The sequence below is a fragment of the Bacillus sp. FSL K6-0972 genome (genome assembly GCF_037976035.1).
Lineage (GTDB): Bacteria > Bacillota > Bacilli > Bacillales > Bacillaceae > Bacillus > Bacillus haynesii.
On the sequence record NZ_CP150260.1, the window covers coordinates 4182873 to 4207387 of the forward strand.

A 24515-nucleotide genomic window follows, 5' to 3' on the forward strand; every position below is an offset into this window, starting at 1 on the left:
AAGCGGCTGCAAGACACGACAGCCGCTTTTTTGCCAATCAATCTTTATCTGTGCTTTGCCGAAATTAGATTCAGCATATGCCGTTTGCAATGATCGTTGTCAACCTTCGTCAGCATTACCGCACGGGCACCGTATGTTGCGGCAGCAATCGCGGCATTCATAGGCGCTCCTCCGGCTACGCGCTCAAAGCCCGTGACATGTTGCAAGACGGTTTCTTTTGGACCGGTATAAAGTCGATTAACGTCTCACCGATTCATAATATTCTTCTCATTTAGCTTCATCGCCTTTCCAAATATCTTTCAACTTCCAGTAAGTGAACTCTTCAACCCGTACATTGCCTTTCTCAGAAAACAGCTCAATCCCCGCTCTTCCTTCTTTCGGATATATGCGGCTGGTCATTGTCGCTTCACCATGGTTCGCAAATACTTCAATAGACGATCTGTCGAGAAACAGATGCAAAGTGAGCTTCTCCTCTGCTTCAAGCCGTACCTTTCTCACACCGTCCCGCGCTTTGCCGGACTTTGAACAGTCGAGCGTCAGCTTTTGATCAACCAAGCTGTACTGGATGATTGTCTCTTCCTGTTCAATCCCCCGAATCTTTAAGCCAACCGTTTCGGCACTGCAAATTGTCAAATCAAAAACGGCCATCACTTCAAGAAGCTTTTCGGCTGTCTTTATCAAATAGCTGCCGGAAATCGATTGATTATCACATTCATGATGTTCCGATTCACGAAGTAATTGAGTCTCCTCGACGGGATTCATTAAAATTTTGTGATCATCCTTCAACTTCAATTCACGCGGCAAAGTTAAAGCCCCGCACCATCCGTCCGCTTTCGTCGGCATCTCTGACTCCCACATATCCATCCAGCCGATCGCAATTCTGCGCCCTTTGTCATCCAACAAAGTTTGCACGGCGTAAAAGTCATGGCCATGGTCCAACTCTGTAAAGGAGCCATGGACAAACTCATTTGTTTCTTCATCATAGTCTCCAATCAAATAGCCTGTTTGATACAGATTTTGATATGAATCACCATCCGCCTCTATACCCTGAGGGGAAATCAGCAAAACGTGTTTGCCGTCTAATTCAAAGAAATCCGGACATTCCCACATAAAGCCGAGATTTCCGTCACTTTGGGCGAGGACGCCTGCATATTCCCAATCTACAAAGTTAGACGAACGGTATAAAATGACCCGCCCGACATTTTCTTTTGAGGCGTTTCCGACCACCATATACCAGGTCTCACGATGCCTCCATACTTTCGGATCGCGAAAGTGGCGTGCGCTGTCTTCCGGCGGCTCTGCGATGACGGGGTTTTCTTTCAGTTTTTCAAAGGCGATACCGTCTTTGCTGACTGCTATATTCTGATTTTGGTAGAAATCGTCTTTCTCTTCATCTATCATATTATGCCCTGTATAGATTAAAGCGAGGTCGCCGTTATATTCGACTGCGCTTCCTGAGAAGCAGCCGCTCTCATCAAATGCCTCGCCAGGCGCTAAAGCGATCGGCAAGTGCTCCCAGTGAATGAGATCCCTGCTCTTCAAATGGCCCCAATGCATCGGCCCCCAATTCTCATCATACGGATGATGTTGGTAAAAGACATGATACTCCCCTTTATATTGAATAAGTCCATTTGGATCATTGATCCAGTTTGCCCGGGGCATTATGTGATAGCCCATTCGGTATCGGTGATTCACTTTTTTCCCGGCTTTCTTCAATGCTTCTTCTGCCTGCTGAATTTTATTCATCTGTGACATCCTCTCTATATATGCTTACTTTGTAGACTTTGAACAAATTCAACGTCTTTCTTTGAGTCTAGCAAGGTAAAAATCGAAATAATGTTGAAACAAAGAACCATTGCTCCCATGATGAGATAAGTCTGGCGAAATCCGATGCTGTCGTATAAACCTCCCGCAAGCGGCGAAAAAATCGACGTACCTACCTGGGATGCGAATTGAAAGCCGACAAGATAAAGTACGGATGAAAGACGATTATCAAAATTAGTCGCCAAATATTTAAACACCGCAATCAGCATAATCGGCAATTCTAAAGCATGAATGAGTTTCATCGATGAAATTCCGACCGGTCCGCTGACAAGTCCGGAGCCGATAATGCGGAAAGCCATTAACAGCCCCGCTAAAATCAAACTTTTTTTAGGACCAAGCTTATTGACGATGAAAGGCGCAAGAAACATCATGCCCGCTTCAACAAATACTTGGAACGAGTTAAGGTATCCAAATATTTGGTTCCCCAAGGCCGGAGTCGGAAATAAGGAAGCGTAGTAAAGCGGGAACTGCTGGTCATAGACGCCGTATACGCAAGTTACGCCAATCACGTACAACATCAAAAACCAGAAATCTTTTAAGAGAAACAGCCCTCCGACGTCTTTTAATCCAACCGAGTCTGCTCTTTCCTTCTCATCATCTGTCATCTCAATTTTTACGGAAACAATAATGGCCACCAATATGACTGCTGAAACGGACGCAACCCAGAAGTTGATATTCGGGTCGATATTGAACAGCTGACCTGCAAAAAATGTCGCCGCAGCCCAGCCGAGGGACCCCCACATCCTTGTTCTTCCATATTCAAATTGATATTTGCGGCTTACTTTTTCAATGAAGGTTTCAATCGCGCCGATTCCGGCGAGAAATGCAGTTCCCAAATACATTCCCCCGACGATAGCCCCAAGAAAGACGTTGTATTGCAAAAGCGGTCCGTAGACGAAAATATAAAAGGGACCCGTAAATACGAGAAGCAAACTGATCATAAATAATATGTTTTTCTTCAGCCCGAGCTTATCGGAGATAAAACCATACAAAGGCTGCATGCACAAAGTAAAGATAGCGTTTACAGAAAAGATAATGCCCGTCGCAGACCCGTTCAAATTGATTTCTTGCCCTAACCAAATCGCAAATAAAGAATAGCTGGAAGACCAAGTAAAAAAGAAAAAGAAAAAATAAGCGCTTAGTTTCCAATACAGACTGTTTGAGCTCTTCATTTTCATTTGCTCCTTTAACCCGATTTGGATGTATCTATTTGATGCCTGTCCCTGAACCGCCCAGGCCATCTAAAATGTAGCGTTGGGCTACAATGTAGATCAGAATCAGCGGAATCGTGGAAATCGTCAAGACAGCCATCACCTGGTTCGTATAAACCGGCTCGGTGCTGTTGATGGCTGTAATCGCCACCTGGATCGGAAATTTCGACTTATCCGTCAAAACCATCAGCGGCCAAATATAGTCATTCCAGCTGCCGATAAAAGCCAATGTCCCCACCGTAGCAACAGCCGGTTTGGACATCGGCAGCATCACCCGCCAGAAAATCTGCCATGTATTTGCTCCGTCCAGCTTGGCCGACTCAATCATCTCCCCCGGGATCGCCATGAAAAAGTTTCGGAACAAATAAATATTGAAAGCCCCGGCAAGCGCCGGCAAAATCACGGCAAGGCGCGTATCAACAAATCCGAGCTTATGAACAATTGTAAACTGCGAGATTAAAATCGTTTCCATCGGCACGATTAAAAGCGCCAGCAATATGGTAAACAGCACTTTTTTACCTGTGAATTGCAGCTTGGCGAATGCAAAGCCCGCCATTCCGTTGATAATGACCGCTCCCGCTGCCACACACAAACCGTAAAACAGACTGTTACCGATATACATTAGTAAATCAAACCGTGACAGCACTTCCCTGTAGGATTGAAACCATTCCGACGGATGAAAAGACGGAAGAAACGCTTTAATGCTGCTGATATTGTTGTAAATATCGGCTTCCGGTTTCATCGATGAAGCGACCATCCAAATCAGCGGAAATATAAACAGAGCCGCCAGCAAAACAAGGCATATATATTCCAGTATCGTTAAAGGTCCGAATTTCCTTCTCATCCGCCTTCATCCTCCTTCACCAACTTGCGCTGCGCAAGCGTCACCAATCCAATCATCGTGCCAAACAAGAGCGCAATTGAACTTGCATAGCCGACCATCCGATCGGTAAATCCCGTTTGATAAATATAATAGACAACTGTCATCGTTGAATTGACCGGTCCCCCCTGGGTCATGACCATTGGCTGCACGAGGAGCTTAAACGCACTGATCAGCGTCGTAATAAAGATAAAAACCGACGTCGGTTTCAACAAAGGCAATGTAATATAAATAAACCGCTGCCATTTATTCATACCATCCAATTGCGCCGCCTCGTAGACATCTCCGGGAATGTTTTGCAGGCCCGCTAAAAAAATCAGCATCTGAAATCCGGCTCCCTGCCAGACTGAAACGAAAACAATTGTAAAGATCGCCTGATTAGGACTTGTCAAAAACGGCTGTGGCGGTAAACCGACATGCGTCAGTACGTTATTTATCATTCCTTCATTCGGATTCAGCAAGTACAGCCACAAAACGGAGATGACAACAAGCGACATGACGACGGGGCTAAAGTATGCGACTTTGAAAAACGTATTGGCCTTGCGCTTTTTATTCAACAGAAGGGCCAGCCCGAGAGCGGCCCCGATCTGTAATGGAATCACAAGGACAACAAATTTCAATGTGTTGCTCAAACTTTTTAAGAAAATAGGGTCTTTGAACAATTTGATAAAGTTGTCAAAACCGACAAACTTGCGCAGGTCAGGTGTTAACAAATAATAATCTGTAAATGCGTAGTAAACCGCCATAATCGAAGGAATCACGAGAAACACTGACAAAATCAGCACGGCCGGACCTAAAAATGTATAGGCCAGCACATTGTCCCGCCACCCTATTTTATTGGCAGGGATTTTTTTCAGCGGAAAGGCCGTCCTTGCTTCTTTCAACGGAATTTTATTCATGGCTCCACCTTCTAGTTTGCCTTATCGATGGCTGATTGCATTTCTTTTGCACGCGTATCCAGCACCGGTTGAATATCCTGATGCTGATCAAAGAAGCTGATGTCATCGATCGCTTGCTGAAATGCGCGTGTCACCTGTGGATATGCCGGTGTCACCGGTCGTGCATGCCCCGTTTCTTTCAGCTGCTGCAAGAAGACATTCATTTCATCTGAGAATTCTTTTGCCAGCACTTTCTCTGATGAATAGCGCACAGGCAGCGCGGCGATCGAACGGCTCAATTCCAGGTTGGATTCTTTGTTTGTCATCCAATCGACCAATTTTGCCGCCCATTCCTTGTTTTCAGACGTCTGTGTCATGGCGAACTGCCAGCTTCCTGAAGGGGACACAAGTTTTTTTGTTTTTGGCGAAACAGGATACGGCATCACACCATAATCGACATTAGGAAAATTTGTTTCCATGTCGGTTACCGTCCAGACACCGCTCATTTTCATCGGATATTTTTCCGTTTCAAACGCCTGCTTAACTGGAGTCCGGGTCGTATAACCCTCTTTCAGCATTGTTTGAATAAATGTCATCGCTTCAACGGTCAGTTTGTCGTTAAAAACACCCTCCGCTTTCTTGCCATCTTTTGAAAGGACATCGCCGCCAGCCGACCAAACAAATGGCAAAAGCGCATAGGTCAGCATTTCGTCTTTTGACTGCAACTGCATATCGATGGCCGGTTTGTCATATTTATTTTTCAGCTTTTTGCAAAGCTCAAGGAATTCGTCCCACGTCCATGGATTCTCAACCGTTGGCAGCGTTTTCAAGTCAACGCCGGCGTCCTTCAGCATTTTTTTGTTATAGTAAATACCGACCGATGATTCGCTGACACCGATCGCATACAGTTTCCCCTGGTAGGTTCCCTGTTGCTTAATGCTCGGCAATAAATCATCCTGGTCTTTGATATACTCATCCAATGGCGCAATAACGCCGGATTTCGCATAAGCCGCCGTGTTCGGTCCGTCCAAAGTGATCACATCCGGCAGGGTATTCGTTGTCAGTGCCGCGTTCACTTTGTCTTCATATCCACCACCGTTTCCGCTTCTGGGGATGAAATCAATTTTGGCCTCGACGTTTTCAGAGGCATACTTTTTATTAAAAGCGTCCACCCGCTTTTGATAGACCTTTCCTTCTTCACTATCATCAGATACGTGCACCCATATCGTAAGCGTTTTCCCATCTTGGCTATTTGCACTTTTGCTATTGCTGCAGCCCCACATCGCAAACATCAGCAGCCACGAAAAAATTCCGAAGAGCAACCTTTTCATCTTTGTCACTTCCCCCCATTTTTCATAAATCAACAAATAAAAGCGCTTTCAAGTGAATTGTATGTCAACCGGTTTCATATGTCAACCGGTTGACATATTTTTTCCCGAATTATTCATCCCGGTACATTTCTCAGAATCATGGCATTTTCTTGCACATATCGGCCCGATTCTCTAAAATAAGTGCGTGACGAGAATTGTAAGCCATTTCAGTAAAAATAGCAGGGGGAAAAGGGAATGAAGCCTAGCATTCACGACGTTGCAAAAAAAGCGGGAGTTTCACCAACAACCGTATCGCGGGTATTAAATAACCGCGGCTATATTAGTGAAAAAACAAAAGAAAAAGTCTATAAAGCGATGGAAGAAATCAATTACTTTCCAAACGATTTGGCCCGCTCTTTATTTCGTAAACGAACTCATTTAATAGGGCTCATCATCCCTAACTCCAGCAACCCGTTTTTCGGCGAACTGGCCTTTCATATTGAGAGCATCTGCGCTGCCATGGGCTACAAATTACTGCTTTGCAACAGCTTAAACCGCAAAGACAAAGAAGAAAAATACTTGGAAATGCTGATGCGAAATCAAGTGGACGGCGTCATCGCCGTGACTTACAACAGGGGAATTTTAGATTATCATCGGCAAAACCTGCCGATTGTCGCCATCGACCATTATTTATCGGAAACGATTCCCGTCATCGGCTCCGATAACTATGACGGGGGAAGAAAAGCGACAGAACTGTTAATTGCAAAAGGCTGCCGGCACATCATCCATATCAACGGACCAATTGAGCTGAAAACTCCGGCAAATCTTAGAAGAAAAGCATATGAAGATGTGATGCGACAACACGGCAGACAGCCGATTACATATGAAGTTCCCTTTCATCAAAATTACCGGGAAATCATTTCAAAACTGTTTGATGAACAGCCTGCAGCTGACGGCATTTTTGCCAGTGATGACCTCATGGCCGCTACAGTCATCACCGAAGCAAAAAAACGCAGAAAAGACATTCCCGGGCAATTAAAGGTGATCGGCTACGACGGAACGGAAGCGGCTCAGTCCATCCTTCCGGAATTGACAACCATCCAGCAGCCGATCGAACTCATTTCCAAGACAGCCATCGAGATTTTGTCCAAAGCCATTGAAGGCGAATTCGATGATTTGCCGCTGGAAACCTATTTGCCCGTACAGCTTTTAGAAGGAGAGACAACTTAAAATAATGGGACAAAAAAAGGAGACATTGACGTCTCCTTTTTCCATACATATCCTGATCTATCCAATTATAAAAAAGATAAAATTTACATTACTCACCTAAAATTTAACTTATATTTCTAGACAAACTTACCTCCTCATGATAAATTTAAAGACAAGTTTTCAAAAAATTCTAATTTTTGCGCGGAGGTGCCTTTAATTGAACGTAAGCCATTTTATTCCTGAAACTCTTGTTTCTCTTGTAAAGGACATGTTAACCAAAACCGATGGTTCAACAACCAAAGCGATTGAAACGCTGATCGGCGGCAAAGCCGAAATCGAAGTTTTTCAGCAAAATAATATTGATTATGACAAGCTGTCACCTGAAGAAGCGAGGCTGTTTCAACGCGATGATGAGATCTTGTTTAGAACCTCCTCTTTGAAAACAGGCGATGATTATTTATCTTATAATTATGTCTATGTCAAAACAAACTTACTGCCGCCCGCCATCAAACAAGATTTGCAGGAAGAAAGGCTTCCCATCGGGAAAATCATTGCAGAACTGGAGTCAAGGCGTGAAATTTTCAGCACGGGCGACTGCCTGGGAAAACATTTCACACAACTTGTACCTGTTTTGGCAGACCGGACATATGCTTTTAAAAAGTACCAGATCATCAGCGGCCAGCAGTGCATGTTCTATGTCTGCGAGCTGTTCGATTTAGAAAAAATCTGCGAACGGACTGCGGGCTGAATCAAGCCCGTCAGCCGCCGCTTTATGAAAGAGCTTCCAAAACCTCCTCATTCCTTCTTCTCTCAAAACAAAAACCCCTGCCGAAACAGGGGCTGTTATTTATTGATACACCGTTTTCGGAACGGCAACGACCGGATTTCCGGCGGCATAAGGGGCTACATCGTATTGCTGGAAGACGATCGCAATGCCGTCTTTTGTATAATAGAAAGCCGTGTTTTTACCGAGGACGATGTCTTTCTTCTTCACATCCGGGAAGAAAATGTCGCGGTGTTTTTGGATATAGTTGTAAATGTATGTTTTTGTCTTATCCATTTTCGATTTTGTATTTAAGATGTCGGTTAAATACACCCGTTTTTTAGAGACAAGATCATAGTTGAAAGAGCGGACTGCCGTATTTCCGTGCGCTCCGCCGGAGTAGACATAATTGCTTGTCAGGATGCTCAGCTTTTGGCCGGTCCGGTATTTCACTTCAAAGGACGTTTGGTAATCCGTTTGATATCCGTGCTGTTGGCCGTCTTTCTTGTTTTTCACATAATCTTTGTAGGACTGCTCAATATAATGTTTAAAATCTTTGTTGATCTTGTTTTGGAGAGATTTGGTGCTTACATTTGAAACCTGCGGGTATTTCAAAGCCTTAATGTTTTTGTACGTATGGCTCGTGACCGTCGGTTTTTTTTCATTTGCCGCGTGTGCAGAAGGAAGTGCGGCCGCACTGTATAGCGCAAAAAACAATACCCCTGTCATCAACATTCCGAACGCTTTAAACACTGTTTTTTTGTTCATAAGAACCCTCCTTAATCTGTCATTTTTTATAATACCCATTTTGAAATCAGGTACACATGATAGACCGGTGAACTCGATAAAAAGTTTCTGTTTTTGGAAATAAAAATTGAAAAATATTCTAATTCAACCTGTTCGTTCAACACCTTGTTGACTGTTTGAACGGCTGTCTTGACGAAAAATTCACACATTGATTCGATACGCCCTCCGGTTTAACAGCAGATGAAGAAAATGAAAAAACCAAAGAGTTTTTTTAAACCCATTGACATTTTTATAAAAAGTATTAATATTAAAACTATTAAAAAATCGCATAAAAAGGTTTTCCTTATCAAGAGTGGTGGAGGGACTGGCCCTGTGAAACCCGGCAACCGCTGTCTATGACAGAATGGTGCTAAATCCTTAAGAGCATGTTCGTGCTCTTGAAGATAAGGAGGAGATTGAATATATCAAGCTCTTCCTTATCGGGAAGAGCTTTTTTATGTCTATAAAGAAAGAGGGATGAAGCATGACACAATCAACCGATGTACTGAAGCAAACGCCAGGAAGAAAAATTGGACCGTACAGAGCTGATCAGGTGGGAAGCCTTTTAAGGTCTGAGCCTGTAAAAAAAGCGCGCCTCCAAAAAGCGAACGGCGAAATTAGCGCTGAACAACTGCGCGAAGTCGAAAACGAAGAGATTAAGCGCATTGTCGAAAAGCAAAAAGAAATTGGTCTTAAAGCCGTCACAGACGGGGAATTCCGCAGGTCATGGTGGCATTTCGATTTTCTTGAAGGACTTGACGGCGTAGAAGGATATACAGCGGACAAGGGCATTCAATTTCATAATGTTGAAACGAAGCCGCGCGGCATTAAAGTAACAAGCAAAGTCGATTTTACAAACCATCCGATGCTGGAAGATTATAAATTTCTTCATCAAGTTGCGGGAACACATACGCCGAAAATGACGATTCCGAGCCCGAATATGCTGTTTTTCAGAGGAAAGCTTGGAGAAAGTCCGTACGAAAATCTGGATGAGTTCCATCACGATGTGGCGCAGGCATACAAAAAAGCGATCCGCGCATTTTACGATGCTGGCTGCCGCTATTTGCAGCTGGATGACACGGCCTGGTCCGTATTTTTCTCAGAAAAAGGACAAGAGCAGATCAAAGCCTTCGGGCGTGAAGCGGATGAGCTCCGCGAGTCCTTTGCCAATACAATCAATGAAGCAATTGCAGGACGTCCCGACGATTTGACGGTGACGATGCATATTTGCCGCGGCAACTTCAAGTCGACATGGGTGGCAGAAGGCGGCTACGACGCAGCTGCAGAAACGATCTTTGACGGACTAAACTTAGACGGACTTTTCCTTGAATTTGATGATGAGCGCTCCGGCGGCTTCGAACCGCTTCGCTATGTCAAACGGAAAGACTTGCAGATCGTCCTCGGTCTCATCACATCCAAATTCGGAGAGCTTGAAAACCCGGATGCCATTAAGCGGCGCATAGAAGAGGCTTCCCGCTTCGTCGACCTGAACCAGTTGTGCTTGAGCCCGCAGTGCGGCTTTGCCTCCACAGAAGAAGGCAATCTCCTGACAGAAGAGCAGCAATGGGAAAAACTGCGTCATGTCGTCGAGATCGCAGAAGATGTATGGAAATAACACCTCACCTCATATTTTGAGACATGCTTTTGACGGCATGTCTCTTTTTTTTGCCCCTCTATACAATTTAAAATTCCTTCTTGATTTGTTCATAGTTTGATCATATTTGGCTTCTATAATGCTCTTTAGTGAGGTGATCGAACAATGATTAAGAAAAGGAAAATCGATATATTCCTGGTCTTCATTCTTGTATTATCAGCAGCTTTAAACTTGTACGGCATCTGGAATAATGACACAGACAACGCCTACTATACGGCGGCCGTTGAAAGTATGACCCAAAGCTTTCATAACTTCTTTTACGCATCATTTGATCCGGCAGGCTTTGTAACAGTTGATAAACCGCCTGTCGCACTCTGGATTCAAACACTCTTTGCACTTGTGTTCGGCGTGCACGGCTGGAGCGTCGTTCTCCCTGAAGCCATTGCCGAAGTGATTTCCGTAGCACTCTTGTACTTCATTGTAAAACCTACCTTTGGCAAAACGGCGGCCAGAATTTCAGCTCTTATTATGGCGTGTACGCCGATTGCCGTTGCGGTCAGCCATACAAACAACGTCGACAGCATTCTCGTTCTTTGCTTGATGATTGCAACCTGGATGTTGTTCAAAGCAGTCCGCAAAGGAAAAATCGGCTGGCTGCTCGGCGCATTCTGTATGGTCGGTGTCGGCTTTAACGTCAAAATGCTGCAAGCTTACATGGTATTACCGGCATTCCTGCTGTTTTACATGATTGCAGCAAAAACGACGATTCGCAAAAAAATTGTGTCCCTTATCACAGCCATGATCGTTCTGGCAGGCGTTTCCGTTTCCTGGGCAGTTGTCGTCGACAGCCAGCCGGAGAGTTCGCGCCCTTATATCGGAAGCAGCCAGACCAACTCTGTCCTTGAGCTGGCGTTTGGCTACAACGGCATCCAGCGTCTCACAGGGCAAAACGGTGCAGACGGGGGCGGAACCTCCTCATCTGATCAAGATCAAAAGACCCAGCAGGAGGAAACGCCGCAACAGCAAAGCGGCGATACCGAAACCAACTCAGACTCGGCAAATAGACAAATGGCTCCGCCAAACGGGGGCGAGATGCCTTCAGGCGGACCGGACGGCCAGCAGGGTGATGTCCAAAGCGGCGGCGGCGGTCCCGGTGGCGGCACGAGCGGCATGTTTGGCACAGGAAACCCGGGCCCTCTCAGACTATTCCAATCTGAGCTTTCCGGACAGGCAAGCTGGTTGATCCCGTTTGTACTCTTCGGCATCATCGGTTTGCTGATCACGGGCCTTCGCAGGCAAAGAAAATTCAATGAAACAACGACTGAAACGATTTTCTGGATGATGTGGCTTCTGCCGGTCGCTGCATTCTTCAGTGTCGCAGGATTCTTCCATCATTACTATCTGATTATGCTGGCAGCACCGATTGCCGCTTTGTCAGGTGCAGGCTGGACGGCGCTCGTTCGCCTCTATCAGGAAGAAAGCCGCTGGAAAAAACAGCTTCTGCCGATCGGAATTTTGCTGACAACCGCATTTGAATTGTACATTATTTTGAGTCCTTATTTCAGCAAAATCGGCATCATCTGGAGCATACTGATCGGCGCTTTCGGCATTGTCACAAGCTGTCTTCTCATCTTTCTCAAGAAAGGAAAGTCATTCAGCTACTATGTATCACTTGCAGCGCTGCTCGGCATGCTGATCGGACCTTTCTACTGGACAACGGCGACGCTTGCTGACGGTGTAAACGGCATGATTCCACAGGCCGGACCTAAATCCGCACAATCATTTGGCGGCGGTAGCGGTAAGATGCAGAATAACAACGGCGGCGGACCTCCCGGATTTAACAGCCAAGACGGCCAAACAGACAGTGATCAAAACAACCATAATGGACCTGGCTTCGGTCCTGGTTCAAACAGCAACGATTCTTCAGCAGATACCGGTTCCGGACAAAACAGCCAAAAGCAGAATGACGAAGGGGCAAACGGTCGTCAACAAGGCGGACCAAGCGGCGGCAGCCCTGGAAGCGGCGAGTCAGTCGATGAAGAACTGTTGAGCTACCTTGAAAAAAACAACACTGGTGAAAAATATTTATTTGCAGTCTCCAGCGCAACGTCTGCTCAATCTTACATCATCAAAACAGGCAAAGCTGTGATGGCGATGGGCGGATTCTCTGGAAGCGACCCGATTTTAACGGTTGAAAAACTTGAGAAGCTCGTCAAAAACGGAGAAGTCAAGTACTTCATGATCGGCGACGGCCGAGGTCAGGACAATTCAGAAATCACCAACTGGATTAAAGAAAACGGAAAAGAAATTTCAAAAAGCGAATACAGCAGCTCTTCTTCAGATAACGATTCCCAGTCAGGCGGACCTGGCGGAAATCAGACGCTTTATAAAGTGGAGCTTGATTGATGAAAGGAAAGTGATGAACATGCAGAAACGAGTCACATTTTCAATCGTAGTCCCTGTCTACAACGAAGCGGAGGTGCTTCAAAGCACCTATGACCGATTAAAAACCGTCATGGACTCGACAGGCGATCCCTATGAACTGATTTTTGTAAACGACGGTTCAAGCGATGACAGCATTCACATGCTGAAGTCGCTTGCTCAGTCAGACCCGGCAGTAAAATGCATCAATTTCTCAAGAAACTTCGGTCATCAGATCGCGATTACGGCCGGCACGGACTATGCTGCCGGCGAGGCGATCGTTGTGATCGACGCCGATTTGCAGGATCCTCCTGAATTGATTTTGGAAATGGCAGAAAAATGGCGCCAAGGCTTTGACGTTGTATACGCCGTCCGCACAAAGCGCGAAGGAGAAACATTTTTCAAAAAGCAAACGGCCGCCATGTTCTACCGTATTTTAAGAAAACTCACAGACGTTGATATCCCAGTGGATACGGGAGACTTCCGGCTCATGGACCGGAAGGTGGTCAATGAAATGAACAAGCTGAAAGAAAAAAATCCGTTCGTCCGCGGCCTTGTCAGCTGGCTCGGATTCAAGCAGACCGCCGTCTATTACGAGCGCCACGAACGGCTTGCAGGGGAAACGAAGTACCCGCTGAAAAAAATGCTGAAGCTTTCGCTCGACGGCATCACTTCATTTTCCTTTCAGCCGCTGAAACTCGCAAGCTACTCAGGAATCGCGCTGTCAGCGGTCGGCTTTATATATGCCTTCATCGTCGTCTGCATGAAGCTGTTTACGACAAGCACCATTACAGGATGGTCGTCGATGATTATTCTGCAATGCTTGTTCAGCGGATTTATTCTGATCATCCTCGGAGCAATCGGCGAATACATCGGCCGCATTTATGACGAGGTGAAAGACAGGCCGCTATATATCATTGACGGCAAATACGGATTTGAAGAACAACGGCGGGCGGCAGCTCCGCAGCGCCATATGATGTAGAAGACGAGAGATCCAAAAGGAGGGATTCCGATGAGCATACTAGTTGTCGGGGGAGCCGGTTATATCGGTTCCCATGCCGTTTACACGTTAATTGAGAAAAAAGAAAAAGTCGTTGTTGTGGATTCCCTGGCGACGGGACACGCGGAAGCCGTTCACCCCGAAGCTACGTTTTATAAAGGGGACATTCGCGACCGGCATTTTCTCAAGCAAGTATTTGAAAACGAGGACATTGAAGCCGTCATGCATTTCGCAGCATCTCCCATTCCATCACAGTCGAATAGCGTTTTTTCTTCTTTCAACGAAAACCTGACAGGCATGGAAACCCTGCTTGACGTGATGAAAGAATACGATGTCAGCCGGATCGTTTTCGCTTCAAGCGTTGCAGTCTACGGCTGTCCGCAGGACCTCCCTGTCACGGAAGAAACTGAACCTGAACCCGTTCACCCGCACGGCAAGGTCAAATGGATGATGGAGAAAATGCTGATGGAAGCGGAAAAAGCGTACGGCCTGAAATATGTGATCCTCCGCTCTTTCAATCCGTGCGGTGCCCACCCATCCGCCATCATCGGCGAAGACTGGGGGAATGAAACACATCTCATTTCAAATGTTCTGCGAACTGCTCTCGGACACCTTCCTTTTGTTCACATAGATCACCCTGAAAACGTAACAGGCTTCCGCGATTATGTTCATGTGCAGGATTTGGCAGAAGCACACGTGCTCGCCATCAGCCATTTGCGGAATGGAAAGGATAGCCGGATCTACAATCTCAGCTATGGCGAAAGCTACTCCGCTGAACAAATCATCCTTGCCGCCCAATATGTCACAGGCATCCCTCTCATCGCCGCAAAGCTGACAGAAACGGACATCGATTCACAAGCAACATTTGCCACTTCTTCTTCCAGAGCCAGAAAAGAATTAGGCTGGACCCCACAGCACAACAGCCTGATCGCAATCATCCGCGACGCCTGGAACTGGCACTCTGCGAATCCGAATGGATATGCGTCGGAGAAGGTGAAGCAAGGGTGAAAAATGAACTGCACCCCCTATCGTTAGATAGTGTCTAACGATGGAGGTGCAGTTTTTTCTTATGATAAATGTATACTGTAAGTCTAATCGATCAAGTAAGCAGTCGGGTGTTTTTTGTCCTGCAAATCAATCAGCATATCAATATATCCCGAGCCATACCAGATGAAATCATATGAAAATTGGATAGCCACATAATTTTTATTAAAATATTTAATTTCAGCTGAATTTACTTTTTTCACTTTCAAACCTGCTCCGTCAAAAGCCTTTTCAAAATCCAAATTAAATTGCACTTCATCCTTATGATTTCTTTTTAGATAATTTTCCACAGTTTGAATGCGCTGGACACCTTCAGACATGATATCCTTGTCTTCAGCCCCGTTGAGATATACATATTTGCCGTCTTCGCTTAAATAATCATCCTTACTGATTTTTCTGACTAGGTTTGTCTTTTTTTCGAAAATGTATTTGTCAAATAAGTGTAGATAGGATCCATCCTCCGCCACCTTTGGAAAAACAGACAGGTAATCATTTAGTTTTCCTGACTCGATTGTTGCGGGCAATTCATCTTTATTGACAATCTGGTATTTTAAAAGATTTTGTTTTAAAAATATATAATATGTCTTCGTATCTCCATCGCCTGTATAATCCTTTACTCCAATAAGCATGTTTTTTTTATCAATAGCATAAAGATAGAGATAAATATCTTCAGAATCAGCAGTTGCTTTTATAGGCAGCTTTATCTTTTTTTCGCCTAACTCAGTTTGCACTTGCAGCATATTTTTATGATCTAACCGCAACTTGGGCAGCTGACGTCCTATTATATAGCGAATGGGCCCTTTGGCATCCAAAAACCTGCTATTGTTTATGTGAGAGTAAAACATTTGATCAGATGAAAAAATTACCGCATATGAATCCTGAAGCTCTTTATCTGTATATTGATAATAACGAAGCCCACCCTTATCACCGCGCATCACCGTATACTTATGATTTTCATGCCTTAACGTCGCATCGCCCGCTAATCCACTTTCAATTCTCATATACTCTTTAAATGCCGGACTGTCTTCTTTTGGATATCCTTTTTGATATGTGAATGCATCATCGTCTTTTCCGCAGTTGGTGATCACCAGCGAGCATATTATGAAAATGCCTAAGTATATAAACCATCTTTTTTTCATTGAGTGTTTCTATCCTTTATGTTCCTTTTTATTTGAGTTCCAAAAATTACAGAAGGCTTGTCCCAATTTTGTGGCCTACCTTTGTCAAATAAGAAAAGGACTGAATAAAAACTCTTCAGTCCCTCTATGATTCAATTCCTAAATCAACTAAGTAAGCCGTTGGCTGTTTTTTGTTTTTTTGTAAATCGATTAGTACATTAACAGCTCCTGCTGTCCCAATTGGCTTCCCATGATAGGAAATATACAAAACTACATAATCCTTATTAAAATAATGAATATTAGCTATCCTCGCATCGCCCGCGTTAAAATCCATCTCTTTTGCAATTTGTTTGAAGTCAATCTTAAACTGAGCTTCATATTTTTCATTTCCTTTTAGATAATTATCCACTGTTTGTATCTGTTGAATACCGTCAGCCATTACATTTGTTTCTTTTTCTTTAGCTCCGTTAATATAAACATACTCACCGTCTTTGCTCAGAATATCAGTGTCTTTAATTTTCCGGACTTTATTCGTCTTTTTATCGAAAATGTATTTATCGAATAACTTACGATATGCTCCATTCTTCGCTACATTTGGAAAAACGGATAAGTATTCCTTCAGTTTCCCAGATTCAATTGTTGCATTTAATTCCTCTTCTTTGACAATGCTGTGTTTTGAAAAATCTCGTTTTAAAAAAAGATAATATATTTGTCTGTCTCCTAAGTCACCATTTTTTAATTTTTCATATACTTCTACTTGTATCAGCATGCTGTCTTTGCTAACAGCTGCTAACGCCAAATGTACTTTTTTGCCTTTGGCTGATGGAAACTCTAATTTTTTTTCTCCTCTTTTTGTTTTAATTTTTAGGACATTATTTTTGTCTAATGTCATTTCCGGCAGATTACGTTCTATTTTATTGTGGATAAGTTTTTCTTTAGTTAGAAATTCAGTTGTTTTCAAATCATATAATTTTTCTGCAGGATATTTTTTAGCCGAAAGAAAAGGGCTGTAAAAGTCTTCTAGTTCTTTATCCGTATATTGATAATACCGTAGCCCTTTTTTATCACTGCGCATGATCGTATATGTATGATTTTCATAACTCAAAGTTGCGTCTGTCGCTAAATCAAGTTCATGTCTCATAAATTCTCTAAATGCCGGACTGTCTTTTGGTAAACCCTTTTTATAGATGACCCCTTCATCGTCTTTTCCACAACCGGTTACTAACATTAAAAATATCAGTACGATACTTATACTCACAAACTGTTTTTTTACCATTGGCCTCTCCTATTCTGCTTCTTTTTTGTTAACCTCTCGAATCAAGTCAACAAATTCAGAGTCTTCAACTTCATAAATATGTCCAGGTTTGGTAACCCCGGAACCTTTTACTTCAATCTCTGGCTTTTCATCAATAAGATCGCCTAATATGTCACCATGTTGACTTTCGACTGAAACGATATCATCACTGTTTATTTTATGTTTTCCGCTTGCGGTATAGTAAGGGGAAAAACTCACAGTATCCTCTGTTCTGTATCCCGCCGCAGCGGTAATGTCCATTTTCTGAAGCTTTTGATACACCTCAGGATTGGCAGATTTTAAATGATTAATGTCTTCAGTCATCGCTTCACTGTCCATATCAGTGTAGGCATTACTGTAGTCTTTTCCATTATCATTGTTTTTGTTCTCTTCATTAAAATCTAAATAATCACTCGTATTCATAGTATCTCTTCCAGCAGCATTGTCTGCAAGCCAGCGTGCTCTATTAGCCCCGGTAGCTAAGAGGTTTTTATCATAAGGGGTTCCGATTGTTGTGATGCTTCGTACATGATCAGGGTAATCCATCGCAAATTGCAGCGATCTTCTCCCTCCATAACTGTGGCCGAACATATCGATCTTTGTCGTATCATTCATCAGCCCCATCTCATTCAGCTTTTCAGCTAAATCGTCACTTGTTGCCTGGCGATGTTCATTTGGTTCATTTGTGTCATAAACAATATGGAGACGACCGTTTGTGTTAAAAATTTCAAGATCTTTTATCTCTTCATACGTTTCCTTTTTATATGTTTTTCCATATTTGTCAATATAATAGTATTCATAAACATATTCGTTTTTTTCATTTTTTGTAATACGAACGATAAGGTCGCCCTTTTGCGCAGCATTTTTTACGCTTGTATAGAAACCATTCCCACTATCCTCAATCCCATGCACATAAACAGAAACATTCTTATAATCCGAAAAATCGCCTTTCACATGGTTAACTGAATTATACAAGATTGAGATGTCTGTCAAAGCTTCGCGCATTGGGGCGCGGTGGGTGCGAACGGCGTTGGTGAAATCTTGTTCGACCTGGTCGATTGTATTTTTTAAGCTTTCATAGCGGCTCACTAAAACAACGGCTTCATTTCTAATATTGATGAGCTTGCTTTGTTCTTCCGGCGATGGGTCTTCTAAAGACTTTAACTTGCGTTGGGCAGCTTCTTGACAGTCTTTTAAATCCCTTATCCAATTGTTAATTTCAGATTTTATTTCTGCAACATTAAAGGTCATCACATTGCCTGATACAGGTGTTGACAGTTTGTTACCTTCAATAAATACCCATATTTTATTAAAAGCTTCTAGCAAACGGCTGGATTGAGCATGCTGCAGCATTCGATTTGCTCTTCTTTCATGGCTTTTGATAATGTTTGTGATTTCTGGCTCTCTATTATAATATGCCATAACTCTGTTTCCCTTCCATCATTTCACTCTTTGCAGTTGTTGTGAGATTACGTTATCGACGCGCTTTAATTCCTTAATGATGTTTTTGGCGTTTGCCGAAAGTTCTTTGACTCTTTTTTTAAGCTCCGTCATGATCGATTTGATGTGCGACTTTGCTTCAGACCAGACGTCATCGAATTTTTCCCACGGAAACTCTGTTTCATACATCATTTCTCTGAGCATTGTGTCAAAATGGTGCAAAACTTCATCAAGTCTGGATAGATTTGTTTCAAATTTTTCGGTTGCCTGGTGTAACGATTCACCGTTTACTTTAATTTCACTTTGAACTCTTTCAGCCGAAAACGTATGGTTTCTTTCTGAGCGTGACTGCGGCTGAACATTGGCCGGTTTGTCGGATTCGTCCGTTAGTTCAACCGCTTTTGCAAAACACCGCACACTGTCTGCAAAATATAATAAACAGCTGCTCGCTTTACTGAAAAAGTTGATGTTGTCGCTCATTTTTTTCTGCAGGGCTGCTGCAGCTTTTCCGCTGTGCCGGTCTAATTCTTCACGAAAAAACACCATGTTCTCAAATACATGGCTAAAGGCGTTTTCCAGCTGACTGATGGTTCCCGCAGCCTTATGTGGAAGTTCTTTGTTGAAGCGAAAATGTCCCATCGTCATTGCTCCTTATTTTCGTTTTTTCCTGCTTCAGCTTCTGTTAGCAACTCATCAAGCTGCAATTCTTTTTGATCTACATATCCGTAATGGTACACAACTTCTATATCTTGTTTATTAAATAAAACTAGCTGCTCTTTCGGATCGGTAAAACCGTTTGGATAGTCGACAGCTGCATAATCTCTGATCACGTGATTTGTTTCAGAAAACATTTGCCGCCCGATGATAAGCAGACGTCTTGAATCATTATGTAAGCCGACAACACTGCCGACAGGAAGATAGTTCTTTTTTAACAGCATAATTGATTATCCCTCTTTTTCTCTGAATTTGGACATATATACAAGTTGTAAAAACATAGGAAAATCATAGCAAAAAAGTTTCATTCCATTCAACGAACTAAAGTACCGTGAAATTATACCTATTAGAATTAAAGACTTTTGATTTAATATTCTTTCTTTGCGTAAGGTTTGGTCGGTGTCATTAGTATGTTGAAATGAGGCCTTAGCACTGAAGCGATCTATCATACTTACGGGAACTTTCAAATAAAGTTTCACAAAAAAACCGCCATAATAGGCGGCATCATGAGATATAAAGCGCAATCCACTTACGATTCTCCTCTAATAAAAAGAATCTTATCACCTTCCATTTTTCGTCTGTTGTTCTGTGCATCGTCACTCCAATCATTTTCCCCGCTTGAAAAGCCGGCTTTAAAAGACTAAGCAACAAGCGCCCTGCACCCTCTCCTAGACATGACTTCATTTAAAAAATTATTGTGAAAATATATTTTTAGCTTGAATTTTACACAATCTCGAGATAAAATACAGTCAAAATAATAGAAGCTCACTTCTTGTATATAATCAGTAATAGGGTCTGATTGTTTCTACCTGGCAACCGTAAATCGCCAGACTACAAGGAAGTTTGAATAGATTTGACCATGTAAAAAGTGTATTGCGCAAACAATATATCTATTTTTCATTTGCTCTTATTTTTCATGCTTTCTTTATCGGAACCCATGAAAAGTAAGAGCTTTTTTATTTTCAAAAAACATTCGGGAGTTGGCATCATGTATTTTCTCATTAACATTCTAGGCATTTTCATTGTCATGTCTGTGATTTATTTTTGTTCCCCGCAAAAGAAAAGCGTAAAATGGAGGCCGATTCTCTCCCTTTTCATCGTTGAGCTTTTGGTGACGTGGTTTATGCTTGGGACAAAAATCGGCGGATGGGCTATCAACCTGATCGCTTCTTTCTTTTCGTGGCTGATCGCTTGTGCAAGCGACGGTATCGCGTTTGCCTTTCCGTCCGTGATGGGCAATGAAACCGTTGACTTTTTCTTCAGCGCCTTGCTGCCGATCATCTTTGTCGTGACATTTTTTGATATACTGGCTTATTTCGGAATTTTAACATGGATGATTGATAAGATCGGCTGGGTGATTTCGAAAGTCTCGCGCCTTCCTAAATTAGAAAGTTTCTTTTCGATTCAAATGATGTTTCTGGGCAATACTGAAGCGCTCGCCGTCATTCGCGGGCAATTGGCCGTATTAAAGGACAACCGCCTGCTGACGTTCGGCATCATGAGCATGAGCAGTATCAGCGGATCGATTCTCGGGTCTTATTTAACGATGGTTCCCGCAACATACGTATTTACTGCGATTCCGTTGAACTGCTTAAATGCGTTGATCTTAGCAAGCATTTTAAATCCTGTGGACGTCACTAAGGATGAAGACATCATTTACGTACCGCCAAAAGAAGAGAAAAAGGACTTTTTCTCAACGATTTCAAACAGCATGATGGTCGGAATGAATATGGTCATCGTCATTCTCGCCATGGTCATCGGATATGTCGCTTTAACCTCATGTTTAAACGGTATTTTGGGGTTGATCATGGACGGTTTGACGATTCAAAAAATCTTTTCTTACATCTTCAGTCCGTTCGCATTCCTGCTTGGACTGGCGCCGAGTGACGCGATGTATGTCGCACAGCTGATGGGCATGAAACTCGCCACAAACGAATTCGTCGCGATGATGGATTTAAAAACGCAGCTAGACGCGATTTCACCCCATACAGCAGCCGTGGCCACAACATTTTTGACGTCGTTTGCCAACTTCAGTACGATCGGGATGATCTATGGAACATACAATTCCTTATTTAACGGAGAAAAATCGGCGATTATCGGAAGAAATGTGTGGAAACTCCTTGTCAGCGGAATAGCGGTGTCGCTGTTGAGCGCGGGGATTGTCGGGCTGTTTGTGTGGTAACCGGCTTTTTAATCAATCATCTGTTATGCTTGCCATTCATTTGGCAAGTTTTTTTATTCGTTTTGTAAAGTATGCTTTACGTAAAGCTAACTTTACTATATAATTGGGTAAATGGTAAAATCACACACTGGTTATTAAATATGAGGTGGAAAAAGTTTCAATACTATTTATTAAGGAGGAGATGTCATGGCTTTGCGAAAAATCTATTACATCATTGGAGGATTGTTTGTCTTTATATTTCTTGCAAAAATGATCTTCGGCTTAGCTGCTGGTTCAGTATCTTTAATCGAACTTTTAATGTTTGGCACATTAGCTTTTTTAAGTTTTGCCGGAGGATATCTCTACCCGCAATTCAAACAAAAAGATGAAAGATCTCAACACATCAGACAAAAAGGAATGCAGTATTCCATGATCGCTTTATCCGTTTACCTTCTTGTGCTTATCATCGGAATGCAAATGGGCTTTATCACATTAGCAGGAATTGATGTGATCCGGATACTGGTTGCATTACAAATTATCACTGTATTTTCATCATGGATTATTTTATCCAGGAAGTTCTAAATTGTTTTTATTCAATATTTAAAAAAAGCACCCTTCCCACAGGGTGCTTAGAAACTCTTCACTTTTAAACTTGTCTATCCCAATGGCGGTGCTCGCCGATCGCTTCGACCAGCTTTTTGCCGAAGTCGTCTTTGCTCTTATCATCACGAGAGGTGATAATGCCCGGCTGTGCTGCCGCGTGGGACCCGGCGGCAGACAGCAGGAGATCGATCCCTTTGCCTGCGGCTCCGATCGCTTTATAATGTCCGAATGCTTCATTGACAAAATCCGAAGCGGCTTTATGCATTTGCAGGCGTTCTATGCTTTCTTGGCCGCCCGGAATATAAACGGCATCATACAGCACGGAATCGACCGTCTGCAAAGTGTTTCCGACTTCTATTTCTGTGCCGCCGGCCCCTTTGATCACACCGAGTGCCGAGCTGACAATGTCCGGCATGATACCGGCTTTCTTGAACTCTTTCAACACCCGGCTGAGGTCCTCATCATCAAAACCTTGTTCTGCTAGAATGGCGACGTTCCTTGTCTGCGGCAGTTTCACCGTGTTCTCCTGGCTGAGCGCAGGGGATTTGAACGTCACATTGGAGCCTTCGTCTTTTTCAGGGGGCTCTACGCCTACACCCGCAGCGATTTGCTTGGCAAGCTCCCTATCAACCCTGTTAAACATATGAACGACTTGGCGGCGGACGTCTTTGCTTTTGACCTTTCCGACTTCAAAGCGGAACGCCGAAATGATATGTTCTTTTTCAACGGGAGACATGCTGTTCCAAAACAGCTTCGCTTGCGAATAGTGATCGTTAAAGCTTTCGCTGCGCTGGCGGATTTTTTTGCCCTCGACTTTTTCCTCGTAGTGCACATACCCGCCTTCTTCCTCTGAAGCCGGCGCCGGGTCGTTGTTTTGAAGCGAATTTTTATGATAAGCGACAGGCCCTTTGTTAATCGTCATCCTGTGATAGCCGTCATACTGGTTGTTATGGAACGGACAAACCGGCCTGTTGATCGGAATTTCGTGAAAGTTCGGACCTCCCAATCGGATCAGCTGTGTATCCGTATAAGAAAAGAGCCGGCCCTGCAATAGCGGATCGTTTGTGAAATCGATCCCCGGCACAACATGGCCCGGATGGAAAGCGGCCTGTTCGGTTTCCGCAAAAACGTTATCCTGGTTTCGATTCAGCGTCATTTTGCCGATGGTTTTGACAGGGACGATTTCTTCCGGCCAAAGCTTTGTCGGGTCAAGGATATCGAAGTCAAACTTGAACTCGTCTTCTTCGTCAATCATTTGCACGCCGAGCTCATACTCCACTTCATCGCCTCTTTCGATCGCTTCCCACAGATCGCGGCGGTGATAGTCGGGATCTTTTCCGGCGATTGTCTGCGCTTCGTCCCAAACGAGCGAGTGGACGCCGAGGACGGGCTTCCAGTGAAATTTAACAAAGCGCGCCTTGCCTTCTTCATTTACAAACCTGAACGTATGAACGCCGAAGCCTTCCATCATCCTGTAGCTTCGCGGAATCGCCCTGTCAGACATTGCCCACATGATCATGTGAGCTGTTTCTTCATTGTTGGCGACAAAGTCCCAAAACGTATCGTGCGCCGTAGAAGCCTGCGGCATTTCGTTATTCGGTTCCGGCTTAAAGGCGTGCACCAGATCAGGGAACTTGATGGCATCCTGAATGAAGAAAACGGGGATGTTGTTGCCGACAAGGTCGTAGTTCCCTTCTTCTGTATAAAACTTTGTCGCGAATCCTCTGACATCGCGGACGGTATCACCCGAGCCCCTGGAACCGGCTACAGTCGAGAACCTGACAAACACCGGTGTTTTCACTGACGGATCTTGAAGAAACTTTGCTTTCGTATATTCCGTCATCGGCTCGTAAACCTGGAAATAGCCATGCGCGCCAAAACCCCTCGCATGGACGACGCGCTCCGGAATCCGTTCATGGTCAAAATGGGTCATTTTTTCACGGAAATGAAAGTCCTCCATCAGCGTCGGACCGCGCGCACCTGCTTTTAAGGAGTGCTCGTCTTCAGATATGCGTAAACCTTGGTTCGTCGTCATTTTTTTGCCCCGGTTGTCAGACCGGTACTGTTCAAGTTGTTGATCCTTGCTGTGCTCATTGACGTTGCCGCGGCCATCATTGTTATTCACTTGTCATCCCTCCTCATTTCTATTCCCTATGTAGTTGATCTGGAATGCTATTTTAAGATTTACCCTGTCTGTCCGCGAGTTAAACACGACACTCGTTAAAGGTAGATGTATTTTTTTAATAAATTCAAAGTTTGGACAAG

At 43.8% G+C, this 24515-nt stretch carries 21 protein-coding genes and 2 riboswitches; of the genes, 8 read left to right on the top strand and 13 right to left on the bottom strand.

Annotated features, from left to right (window positions below; translation table 11 throughout):
• Positions 1-44: 44 nt before the first annotated feature.
• The 6 genes from MKX80_RS21275 to MKX80_RS21300 form a co-directional block, all read right to left on the bottom strand.
• On the bottom strand, positions 45-206 hold the full coding sequence (locus MKX80_RS21275) for a PfkB family carbohydrate kinase (RefSeq protein ID WP_268352467.1): 162 nt from the start codon (positions 204-206) through the stop codon (positions 45-47).
• 61 nt (positions 207-267) lie between these two features.
• Complete coding sequence (locus MKX80_RS21280; RefSeq protein ID WP_182069785.1) at positions 268-1746, bottom strand: glycoside hydrolase family 32 protein; 1479 nt, start codon at positions 1744-1746, stop codon at positions 268-270.
• 14 nt (positions 1747-1760) lie between these two features.
• Positions 1761-2996 (bottom strand): MFS transporter, encoded by a 1236-nt coding sequence (locus MKX80_RS21285; protein ID WP_182069783.1) that lies wholly within the window; start codon positions 2994-2996, stop codon positions 1761-1763.
• 34 nt (positions 2997-3030) lie between these two features.
• Positions 3031-3879, bottom strand: a complete 849-nt coding sequence (locus MKX80_RS21290) for a carbohydrate ABC transporter permease (protein WP_154996183.1) — start codon at positions 3877-3879, stop codon at positions 3031-3033.
• Positions 3876-4814 carry a sugar ABC transporter permease gene (locus MKX80_RS21295; RefSeq protein WP_268342918.1) on the bottom strand — a complete coding sequence of 313 codons (939 nt, stop codon included), beginning with the start codon at positions 4812-4814 and terminating at the stop codon, positions 3876-3878. The genes MKX80_RS21290 and MKX80_RS21295 overlap by 4 nt, the downstream gene beginning before the upstream one ends.
• Positions 4815-4825: 11 nt before the next feature.
• Positions 4826-6124 (bottom strand): sugar ABC transporter substrate-binding protein, encoded by a 1299-nt coding sequence (locus tag MKX80_RS21300; protein ID WP_268342917.1) that lies wholly within the window; start codon positions 6122-6124, stop codon positions 4826-4828.
• Between the two features lie 234 nt (positions 6125-6358).
• On the opposite strand from MKX80_RS21300, the gene MKX80_RS21305 reads away from it, so the two are divergent.
• Together MKX80_RS21305 and MKX80_RS21310 are read left to right on the top strand one after the other, a co-directional pair.
• Positions 6359-7333 (top strand): LacI family DNA-binding transcriptional regulator, encoded by a 975-nt coding sequence (locus tag MKX80_RS21305; RefSeq protein WP_154996190.1) that lies wholly within the window; start codon positions 6359-6361, stop codon positions 7331-7333.
• A gap of 196 nt (positions 7334-7529) precedes the next feature.
• Positions 7530-8060: a chorismate pyruvate-lyase family protein gene (locus MKX80_RS21310; RefSeq protein WP_154996192.1), complete on the top strand. Its 531-nt coding sequence runs from the start codon at positions 7530-7532 to the stop codon at positions 8058-8060.
• Between the two features lie 99 nt (positions 8061-8159).
• Here the strand turns inward: MKX80_RS21310 and MKX80_RS21315 are convergent, their stop codons facing one another.
• Positions 8160-8843 carry a DUF3298 and DUF4163 domain-containing protein gene (locus MKX80_RS21315; protein WP_154996194.1) on the bottom strand — a complete coding sequence of 228 codons (684 nt, stop codon included), beginning with the start codon at positions 8841-8843 and terminating at the stop codon, positions 8160-8162.
• A gap of 319 nt (positions 8844-9162) precedes the next feature.
• A riboswitch (SAM riboswitch) is annotated at positions 9163-9272 on the top strand.
• 73 nt (positions 9273-9345) lie between these two features.
• Between MKX80_RS21315 and MKX80_RS21320 the strand changes: the two genes are divergently transcribed.
• The 4 genes from MKX80_RS21320 to galE all read left to right on the top strand — a co-directional run bounded on the left by MKX80_RS21320 (position 9346) and on the right by galE (position 14884).
• Positions 9346-10476 carry a 5-methyltetrahydropteroyltriglutamate--homocysteine S-methyltransferase gene (locus MKX80_RS21320; protein ID WP_268298803.1) on the top strand — a complete coding sequence of 377 codons (1131 nt, stop codon included), beginning with the start codon at positions 9346-9348 and terminating at the stop codon, positions 10474-10476.
• Positions 10477-10620: 144 nt separating this feature from the next.
• On the top strand, positions 10621-12861 hold the full coding sequence (locus tag MKX80_RS21325; protein WP_268342916.1) for a glycosyltransferase family 39 protein: 2241 nt from the start codon (positions 10621-10623) through the stop codon (positions 12859-12861).
• Between the two features lie 19 nt (positions 12862-12880).
• On the top strand, positions 12881-13858 hold the full coding sequence (locus MKX80_RS21330) for a glycosyltransferase family 2 protein (RefSeq protein ID WP_268342915.1): 978 nt from the start codon (positions 12881-12883) through the stop codon (positions 13856-13858).
• Between the two features lie 30 nt (positions 13859-13888).
• A complete protein-coding gene (gene galE / locus MKX80_RS21335) occupies positions 13889-14884 on the top strand; it encodes a UDP-glucose 4-epimerase GalE (RefSeq protein WP_268342914.1) in 996 nt (331 codons plus the stop codon).
• A gap of 83 nt (positions 14885-14967) precedes the next feature.
• Here galE and MKX80_RS21340 read toward each other — a convergent pair whose 3' ends face one another.
• The 5 genes from MKX80_RS21340 to MKX80_RS21360 form a co-directional block, all read right to left on the bottom strand.
• A complete protein-coding gene (locus MKX80_RS21340) occupies positions 14968-16059 on the bottom strand; it encodes a hypothetical protein (protein WP_268342913.1) in 1092 nt (363 codons plus the stop codon).
• 124 nt (positions 16060-16183) lie between these two features.
• On the bottom strand, positions 16184-17314 hold the full coding sequence (locus MKX80_RS21345; RefSeq protein WP_182069763.1) for a hypothetical protein: 1131 nt from the start codon (positions 17312-17314) through the stop codon (positions 16184-16186).
• Positions 17315-17323: 9 nt separating this feature from the next.
• The gene (locus MKX80_RS21350; RefSeq protein WP_216930046.1) at positions 17324-18754 is read right to left on the bottom strand and encodes an alpha/beta hydrolase; all 1431 of its coding nucleotides are present in this window, start codon (positions 18752-18754) and stop codon (positions 17324-17326) included.
• A gap of 18 nt (positions 18755-18772) precedes the next feature.
• The gene (locus MKX80_RS21355; RefSeq protein ID WP_234112431.1) at positions 18773-19411 is read right to left on the bottom strand and encodes a hypothetical protein; all 639 of its coding nucleotides are present in this window, start codon (positions 19409-19411) and stop codon (positions 18773-18775) included.
• A 2-nt stretch (positions 19412-19413) separates the two neighbouring features.
• Positions 19414-19710 carry a DUF4176 domain-containing protein gene (locus tag MKX80_RS21360; RefSeq protein ID WP_020453491.1) on the bottom strand — a complete coding sequence of 99 codons (297 nt, stop codon included), beginning with the start codon at positions 19708-19710 and terminating at the stop codon, positions 19414-19416.
• 528 nt (positions 19711-20238) lie between these two features.
• Positions 20239-20340, top strand: a riboswitch (purine riboswitch).
• A gap of 134 nt (positions 20341-20474) precedes the next feature.
• Here MKX80_RS21360 and MKX80_RS21365 point away from each other — a divergent pair.
• Positions 20475-21668, top strand: coding sequence for a nucleoside transporter C-terminal domain-containing protein (locus MKX80_RS21365; RefSeq protein WP_182069757.1), 1194 nt, complete (start codon positions 20475-20477; stop codon positions 21666-21668).
• Positions 21669-21854: 186 nt separating this feature from the next.
• Positions 21855-22229, top strand: coding sequence for a hypothetical protein (locus MKX80_RS21370; RefSeq protein WP_182069755.1), 375 nt, complete (start codon positions 21855-21857; stop codon positions 22227-22229).
• A 64-nt stretch (positions 22230-22293) separates the two neighbouring features.
• Here the strand turns inward: MKX80_RS21370 and MKX80_RS21375 are convergent, their stop codons facing one another.
• Positions 22294-24375: a catalase gene (locus MKX80_RS21375; RefSeq protein WP_268324988.1), complete on the bottom strand. Its 2082-nt coding sequence runs from the start codon at positions 24373-24375 to the stop codon at positions 22294-22296.
• Positions 24376-24515 lie beyond the last annotated feature (140 nt).

Bases quoted from the DNA above. Each gene is read 5' to 3' on its own strand.
- MKX80_RS21280 (WP_182069785.1), bottom strand. From the start codon at position 1,746: ATGAATAAAATTCAGCAGGCAGAAGAAGCATTGAAGAAAGCCGGGAAA.
- MKX80_RS21285 (WP_182069783.1), bottom strand. From the start codon at position 2,996: ATGAAGAGCTCAAACAGTCTGTATTGGAAACTAAGCGCTTATTTTTTC.
- MKX80_RS21290 (WP_154996183.1), bottom strand. From the start codon at position 3,879: ATGAGAAGGAAATTCGGACCTTTAACGATACTGGAATATATATGCCTT.
- MKX80_RS21295 (WP_268342918.1), bottom strand. From the start codon at position 4,814: ATGAATAAAATTCCGTTGAAAGAAGCAAGGACGGCCTTTCCGCTGAAA.
- MKX80_RS21300 (WP_268342917.1), bottom strand. From the start codon at position 6,124: ATGAAAAGGTTGCTCTTCGGAATTTTTTCGTGGCTGCTGATGTTTGCG.
- MKX80_RS21305 (WP_154996190.1), top strand. From the start codon at position 6,359: ATGAAGCCTAGCATTCACGACGTTGCAAAAAAAGCGGGAGTTTCACCA.
- MKX80_RS21315 (WP_154996194.1), bottom strand. From the start codon at position 8,843: ATGAACAAAAAAACAGTGTTTAAAGCGTTCGGAATGTTGATGACAGGG.
- MKX80_RS21320 (WP_268298803.1), top strand. From the start codon at position 9,346: ATGACACAATCAACCGATGTACTGAAGCAAACGCCAGGAAGAAAAATT.
- MKX80_RS21325 (WP_268342916.1), top strand. From the start codon at position 10,621: ATGATTAAGAAAAGGAAAATCGATATATTCCTGGTCTTCATTCTTGTA.
- MKX80_RS21330 (WP_268342915.1), top strand. From the start codon at position 12,881: ATGCAGAAACGAGTCACATTTTCAATCGTAGTCCCTGTCTACAACGAA.
- galE (WP_268342914.1), top strand. From the start codon at position 13,889: ATGAGCATACTAGTTGTCGGGGGAGCCGGTTATATCGGTTCCCATGCC.
- MKX80_RS21340 (WP_268342913.1), bottom strand. From the start codon at position 16,059: ATGAAAAAAAGATGGTTTATATACTTAGGCATTTTCATAATATGCTCG.
- MKX80_RS21345 (WP_182069763.1), bottom strand. From the start codon at position 17,314: ATGGTAAAAAAACAGTTTGTGAGTATAAGTATCGTACTGATATTTTTA.
- MKX80_RS21350 (WP_216930046.1), bottom strand. From the start codon at position 18,754: ATGGCATATTATAATAGAGAGCCAGAAATCACAAACATTATCAAAAGC.
- MKX80_RS21355 (WP_234112431.1), bottom strand. From the start codon at position 19,411: ATGGGACATTTTCGCTTCAACAAAGAACTTCCACATAAGGCTGCGGGA.
- MKX80_RS21360 (WP_020453491.1), bottom strand. From the start codon at position 19,710: ATGCTGTTAAAAAAGAACTATCTTCCTGTCGGCAGTGTTGTCGGCTTA.
- MKX80_RS21365 (WP_182069757.1), top strand. From the start codon at position 20,475: ATGTATTTTCTCATTAACATTCTAGGCATTTTCATTGTCATGTCTGTG.
- MKX80_RS21370 (WP_182069755.1), top strand. From the start codon at position 21,855: ATGGCTTTGCGAAAAATCTATTACATCATTGGAGGATTGTTTGTCTTT.